Here is a 7,684-nt window from a genome sequence, read left to right as displayed (position 1 = left end):
GGCGTTGGGGCGGTTGGCGGGGGCGGTGCTGGCCGAGATGCACGATGAGTGGCAGGTGAGCGATCGCCGCTACTTCTCCGAGGCGTCCATGGTCGAGCTTCTGGGTGATCAGGGGCGGGGGCCGGGGCGGCAGATGGGTCCCAACGAGATCGGTCCCGGGTCACATCCCGGGGGTTAGTGCGGTTGTGAAGTTCCACCACTCAAAGGGACACCATCTTCCCTAGCGCGGGTAGGGGGGGTCCCGTGGCGCACCCGGCAGGATTCGAACCCGCGGCCATCGGATGAGAAGAGGCGGGGCTCTCGTCGGGTGGCGGTCGACCGCTGCGCTGTGATCACGGCTCTCGTGATGGCGGTCGCGTCCTTCCCGCCGGTCACGGGGCACGTGCGACTTAAACGTGCAGAAGTCGGCCAGATTTGGAAAAAATGGATCTCAGTGCCGATTCTGTGGAGGAAGCTGCATGTCGTGACATGTGTGCACGGAATGATGTGTTGTGTATCACTGTGGCGCAGTGCATTCCCAGCTGCTAGCTTCCCGTTCGGTCCCAGGACAACCACCTACCGTGCCCGGACGGCACGGTGCCCCACGAGGTGATCCCCCGAACCTGGGTTGGAGCTCTGCCATGCCCCGCCATGCGCGAGCATCCTTCGCTGCCGTGACGGCGTCGGTGCTCCTCATGTCCGCTCTGTCCACCACGCCCGCCTCCGCCACGGAAGAGCCCGACCGCGGCCCGTCCGCCTCGGCCGCTGACCTGGTCAGTGACCGGGAGGCGCTGGTCCTCGCCCAGGAATCCGGCGAATCGGTCGAAGTCACCGCAGCCACGACCGAGACCATCCGCCATCTGGCCAACCCCGACGGCAGCTTCACCATGGAGCAGAGCGCCCATCCGGTCCGGGTGCGGAGCGAGGACGGCTGGACACCGGTCGACACCGACCTGGCCGTGGCATCCGACGGCAGCGTCCGGCCACGGGCGGTCAGCGCGGACATCGTCTTCTCCGGTGGTGGCGACCAGGACCTGGCCAGTATCGGTCTGGGCTCCAACTCCGTCGACCTCGGCTGGCACGAGGACCTGCCCGCGCCCACGTTGGACGGCCCCCAGGCCACTTACGCCGACGTCCTCCCCGACGTCGACCTGGTGCTCACCGCCGGAGCGGACGGATTCGGCCAGATCCTGGTCGTGCACACCGCAGAAGCCGCCCAACACGAGGACCTGGCCGCACTGGAGTTGGCGCTGGGCACCACGGGGGTGACCATGCGCACCGCCGACAACGGCGCCCTCGAAGCCATCGGCGACCAGGGGCAGGAGAGCGTCTTCAGCGCGGTGGCGCCCGCCATGTGGGACTCCGCGGGCGCGGAGGAGACCAGTGAAAACCCCACGTTGATGGCGCCCGCCGGTGCGCGCACCGAACTCCTCGACGTCGATGTGAGTCCCGACGCCATCCGGCTGGTTCCCGACGCGGCGATGCTGGGGGACACCGCGACCGAGTACCCGGTCTACATCGACCCCTCGCTCGCCGTCAGCAGGGTGGGGCGCACCTACGTCGACCGCAACTACCCCAGCCAGTCCTACTGGAACTACCCCACCTCCCACGACCCCGGTGTCGGATACGAACCTTCGGACGGCAGTACCAAGCGCGCGTTCTGGCGGTTCAGCATCGACTCGCGCACCCGCAACGCCGACATCATCCGGGCCACTTTCCGCCCCCGCGTGACCCACGCGTACGGGTGCACCAACGCCAGCATCGAACTCTGGCGCACCAACGCCATCACCTCGGCCACCACCTGGAGCTCCCAGCCCTCCTGGAACACCAGGCTGGACACGCAGACCATCAACGCCGGCCGCTCCACCTGCCCCGGCGGGGCCTCCCCGACCGTGGAGTTCGACGCCACCGACGGCTACGTGTGGAGCCGCGACGCGGGTAACAACACCACCACCCTCGGCCTGCGCGGCAACGAGACCCGATCCTCCAACAACTGGGACTGGCGGCGCTTCGACTCCAACCCCACACTCCAGGTCGACTACAACAACCCGCCCGAGATCCCCACCGAACTCTCCGACTCCCACGGCGGCACCTGCTCCACCGACCCCGACGCCCCCCGGCTGATCAACGAGCCCCGGCCGACCTTCACCGCCTACGTCCGCGACCGCGACTCCACCTCGGCCGACCGGCAGAAGGTCAAGACCCGGTTCGCCTGGTGGGTGAACGGCCAACGACTCGGCGACGTGGACACCGCCTCCACCAACGTGGCCGTCTGGTCCTCCGGCTCCTACCAGTCAGTGCGATCCGACGACCTTCCCGAAGACGTGCTGATCGCCTACCGCGCCAACTCCCACGACGGCACCTCCTGGTCAGGCTGGTCCGACTACTGCTACCTGACGGTCAGCACCTCGCGCCCGGAACAGGGCCCCGAGGTCACCTCCACCGACTACCCGATCGGCGACCAGTTCCACGGCTCTCCGGGCCAACCAGGAGAGTTCACCTTCTCCAACAACGGCGTGGAGGAGGCCACCAGCTACTTCTACGCCCTCAACGACGACACCTGCTCAACCGAGCTCACACCCTCCACCCCGGGTGAACCGGTGACCGTGACCCTCACCCCCCGCCTGGAAGGGCCCAACTGGATCTACGCCCGCACGGTCGACGCCTTCGGCAACTCCTCCGACTGCGTGCTGGCCTACTCCTTCCTCGTCGCCCCACCCAGCGACCCGGTCGCCCACTTCCCCTTCGACGAGGGACAAGGGAACAGAGCCACCGACACAGCTGACCCCGAACGCGGCGCCACCCTCTCCAACGGCGTGGACTGGGTCCGAGGCCGTGTCGGCTCGGTCAGCGACCCCGACACCAACCCCACCCCGCACCTTGAGGGCACCGCGGTCCACACCAGCGGCTACACCGACGGCGACCCCGGCCCCTACGACGAGATCACCGCGGACGGCCCCGCCGTCAACACCAGCGGAACCTTCTCCGTCTCGGCCTGGGTCAAACTGGACCGCGCCAACGCCCACCACACCGCCGTCGCCCAGGAAGGCACCCAACAAAGCGCCTTCCACCTCGGCTACCAGGGCAACACCGGCCAGTGGGTGTTCAAGATGTCCCCCGAGGACGAGTTCTGGGACGGCTCGCGCGACTGGACCTACGTCATGTCCACCGCACCGGCCGAGGTCGGCGCGTGGACCCACCTGCTGGGCACCCACGACGCACAGACCGGCCAGATCACCCTCTACGTCGACGGCGTCGCACAGGACACCGCCACGCACACCGGCCCCTGGAACGCCGAAGGCCCGCTCACCATGGGACGCGGACTCTTCCAGGGCGACGGCAACTACTACTGGCCCGGCGCGATTGACGACGTCAAGGTGTGGAACCGCCTCGTGCTCAACGACACCGTCTCCGACACCCAGACCACCTCCGAGGCATGGCGCCTGGCCAATCGGCCGGCGGCGGCCGAGGGCCGCTGGATGCTCGACGAGTTCGACGGCACCGCGGTGGACGACTCCACCGATCACGGACTCGACGCCGTCCTCGACGCCGACCCCGACACCGCCTGGAACATCGCTGAGAACGACATCACCGCGTCCCCCGGAGTCCGACTCAACGGTATGGACGAGTACGCCGAGACGGGCGGCCCCGCCGTGCGCACCGACCGCAGCTTCACCGTCTCCACCTGGGTTCGCCTGGACGAGACCGGGAGCGGCCAGACCACCACGGCCGTGAGCCAGGCGGGCGAGTTCCAGAGCGGATTCCACCTGGGCTACCAGGGATCGCGGGACGCGTGGGTGTTCAAGACGGCCCCCCACGACGACGCCCCCGCCTCCGGCCCGGACGGATGGACCTACGCCTACTCCGCCACGGCCGCACGGCTGGGGGAGTGGACCCACCTGACCGGGGCCTACGACCACACCAGCGGAGAACTCGTGCTCCACGTCAACGGATTCGAGGAGTCCCGAGTGGCGGTCGACCACGCCTGGCACGCCGACGGCCCGATCCGGATCGGCAGCGCCCAGCACTCCGGCTCCAACACCTACCACTGGACCGGTGACATCGACGACGTCCACGTCTACCGCGGCGTTCTCAACGACCGCGACCTGTCCCGCGTGTACGCGGGAGAGTTCCCCGACACCCACAGCTGACCTTCCCCACCCTCCCACCACCCCCACCCCCGTGACCGCCTCCGTCCCACCGGGCCAGAGGCAGGAGGACCGCCGTGACCCCCCGCCGCGACACGACCGCCCGTCCCGGACCGCTCCGCAGAGGCACCACCTACACGCTCTCCCTCGTGCTGATGGTCAGCCTGCTGAACGCCATCCCGGCGTCGGCCATGGGCTACAACCCGCGCCCCGAAACGACCGACGTCCCCTCCGTGGACGGCCAGAACCTGGCCGCCGCCGCGGCACAGCGCGACGACGCGGTGGCCGAGGCCGCCATGACGGAACCGGAGAACGCGGAGTGGCCCGAGGTGTCGACCACTGATGTGGACCTCGGCGGCGCACAGGCACGGTCGTTCAGCGCGCAGGCGGACTCCCCGTTCTCGGTCACCGCCGTCACCGGCGATGACCTCTCCGACTGGGAGATCCCCGAACACTGGGCGGACACGAACACCGGACGGGGGGCGGACGAAGAGCCGGACCTACCGGCGGAGGAACCCGGCGACCCAGACCGGCCATCGGCCGCCGACAGCGGTGGTGAACGGCCCCGGGAGGACTCGTCCGAGAGCTTCACGGCCTCGGAGGAGGACAGCGACGACACCTCGGATCAGGCGGAGCCCTCACCCGAGCCCAGCCCGTCGCCCGCACGGGAGGAACTGCGTCGGGAACCCGCCGACGAGAACACCTCCGAACCCACCGAGGACGGCACCGACACCGAGGCCGACACGTCTCCCGAACCCGTGGAGTCGGTCCGGCTGGAGGTCCTGGACCAGCAGACCACCGAAGCTACCGGGATCAACGGCCTGATGCTCCGGGTCACACGCACCGACGCCTCACCCACCGTCGCCCCGGTCGCCCTGGACATCGACTACGCCGACTTCGCCGCGGCCTACGGTGGCGACTACGCCTCCCGCCTCCAGGTCACCGAACTCGACGAGTGCGTTCTCGACGACTCCTGCGGCGACGGCGACGCCGTCGTCCTGGGCTCCACCGAGGACCTGGACAACGACGTCCAGCAGCAGACCCTGAGCGCCGTCGTGCCTGCCGCACCCGAGCAGGGAGCCCTGTTCGCCGTGGCCGCCTCCGCCGCGGGAGGCAACGGCGACTACACCGCCACCCAGCTGTCGGCGTCCTCCACCTGGAACGTCAACACCCACTCCGGTGACTTCTCCTGGTCCTACGGCCTGACCACCCCGCCCGCGCCCAGCCAACTGGCACCGTCCCTGGGCCTGAGCTACTCCTCCGGCGGGGTCGACGGACGCATCGCCACCTCCAACAACCAGACCTCCTGGATCGGCGACGGCTTCTCCTACGCCCCCGGGGCGATCGAACGCCGCTACGCCGCGTGCGCCGACTCCGGACACCAGACCGGCGACCTGTGCTGGAACACCGACAACGTCACCCTGTCCATGAGCGGCCACTCCGGCGCCCTCGTCGAACACGAGGACGGCAGCTACCGGCTGACCAACGACGACGGCACCAAGGTCGAGCGGCTCACCGGGGCCAGCAACGGCGCCAACGACGGCGAGTACTGGAAGGTCACCACCCCCGACGGCACCCAGTACTTCTTCGGTCGCAACCGCCTGCCGGGCTGGTCCAGCGGAGACCCCGAGACCGCGTCGACGCAGACGATGCCCGTCTACGCCGCCGAGTCCGGCCAACCCTGCTACGACCCAACCTTCGGCGACTCCTGGTGCCAGCAGGCCTACAAGTGGAACCTCGACTACGTCGTCGACGTGCACGGCAACGTCATGACGTACTACTACGACGCTGAGACCAACCACTACGGCCGCAACCTCACCAACACCGCCACCCCCTACGTGCGCTCGGCCAACATCAGCCGCATCGAGTACGGGCTGCGCAGCGACGACGTGTACGCGACAGCCCCGGCGCGGGTGATCTTCTCCACCTCCGAACGCTGCCTGGCCACCGACACCTTCGACTGCGCCGCGGGCGAGCGCACGTCAGGCAACGCCGAGCACTGGCCCGACGTCCCCCTGGACCTGGACTGCGCGGCGAGCGCCTCCTGCGCGGGACACCACACACCGACGTTCTGGTCCACCAAGAAGCTCGACACCGTCACCACCCAGATCCGACAGGGCCGAGAGTACGCGCCCGTCGACTCCTGGACCCTGGAGCACTCCTTCCCCGAAGCCGGTGACGGCACCGGTGCGACCCTGTGGCTGGACTCCATCGAGCACACCGGCCACGTCGGCGGAACCGAGACCATGCCCAGGGTCTCCTTCGGCGGCACCCAGATGCCGAACCGCGTGGACTCGTCGGAGGATGACCTCGCACCGATGCTGCGCTGGCGTCTCACCGAGGTTCTCACCGAGTCCGGAGCCCAGCTCGACATCACCTACTCCGAGCCCGAGTGCGTCCACGGCCAGACCCCCAAACCGCATGACAACACCCAGCGCTGCTACCCGGTGAAATGGACCCCCGAGGCGGGGTGGAGCTGACCGACTGGTTCCACAAGTACGTCGTCACCGAGGTCAACGAACTCGACCTGGTCACCGACCAGCCCACACTGACCACCAGCTACGACTACGTGGGCACCCCGGCCTGGCGGTACACCGAGGCCGACGGCATGGTCAAGGACAAGTACCGCACCTGGGCGGACTGGCGCGGATACGACCGCGTCATCGTCCGCACCGGCCAGGAGGGCGACGTCCGCACCGAGGCCGAGTACCTCTACTTCCAGGGCATGGACGGCAACCGGACATCCGGCGGCGGAACACGGGGCGCCACCGTCACCGACTCGCGCGGCGTCGAGCACACCGACCGCAAGGAGCTCAACGGCACCCTCCTGGAGGTCATCGTCCGCAACGGGGAGGGCGGCCAGGAGATCTCCCGCGAGATCAGCACCCCCTGGTTGAGGACCACGGCCGAGGCCACCCACGACTGGGGTACCCAGACCGCCTACATGGTCCAGACCGAACAGAAGGTCACCTTCAGCCGCAAGGCCGACGGGACCTGGTTCGAGACCCGTGTCGACAACACCATCGACGACACCGGGGCCATCACCCGCATCCGCGACCACGGAGACGTGGCCGTCGACGGTGACGAGAAGTGCGTCAACACCACCTACGTCAGCGACACCGACGCCTGGATCCTCAACCTCGTCTCCCGCAACGAGACGCTCGCGGTGGACTGCGAGAACACCCCTGACCGTCCCGCGGACGTCGTCACCGACGAACGCATCTCCTACGACGGCCTGGCCCACGGTGCCGCACCCACCCGCGGGCTGCCCACCCGCACCGAGAAGCTGGACTCCTACTCCGGCGGCGCGCCCGTCTACCAGACGGTGCAGCAGGCGTCCTTCGACGAGTACGGCAACACCGCCTCGGAGACCGACGCCGCCGACGGTGTGACCATCACCGACTACACCCACACCGCGGCGGGCCTGCCCGAATCGGTCACCGAGACCAACCCGCTCGGCCACACCACCACCACATACGTCGACCCCGCCCGTGGCCTGCCGGTGTCCGAGACCGACGCCAACGGCCGAACCATGAGCCTGGGCTACGACCCGCTCG

The 7,684-nt window shown here is 69.0% G+C and carries 2 protein-coding genes and 1 pseudogene; all 3 read left to right on the top strand.

Translation table 11 applies throughout. The annotated features are described in order from the left end of the window. Positions 1 to 620: 620 nt before the first annotated feature. Positions 621 to 4,130, top strand: a complete 3,510-nt coding sequence (locus tag BJF83_RS16775) for a LamG-like jellyroll fold domain-containing protein (RefSeq protein ID WP_075927035.1) — start codon at positions 621 to 623, stop codon at positions 4,128 to 4,130. A gap of 74 nt (positions 4,131 to 4,204) precedes the next feature. Beyond that, positions 4,205 to 6,607: a hypothetical protein gene (locus tag BJF83_RS29445; RefSeq protein ID WP_262391629.1), complete on the top strand. Its 2,403-nt coding sequence runs from the start codon at positions 4,205 to 4,207 to the stop codon at positions 6,605 to 6,607. Then, positions 6,580 to 7,665: pseudogene (locus tag BJF83_RS31175) on the top strand (type IV secretion protein Rhs); the annotation flags it as partial. The gene BJF83_RS29445 and the pseudogene BJF83_RS31175, both read left to right, overlap by 28 nt. Between the last annotated feature and the right edge of the window lie 19 nt (positions 7,666 to 7,684).

The sequence above is a fragment of the Nocardiopsis sp. CNR-923 genome (assembly GCF_001942255.1).
Lineage (GTDB): Bacteria > Actinomycetota > Actinomycetes > Streptosporangiales > Streptosporangiaceae > Nocardiopsis.
The sequence above is the reverse complement of the archived record's forward strand: the minus strand, read 5'-3'. Positions and strand labels throughout refer to the sequence as shown.

What these genes read in the sequence shown, in the direction of transcription:
- BJF83_RS16775 (WP_075927035.1), top strand. Translation starts at nt 621, where the DNA reads ATGCCCCGCCATGCGCGAGCATCCTTCGCTGCCGTGACGGCGTCGGTG.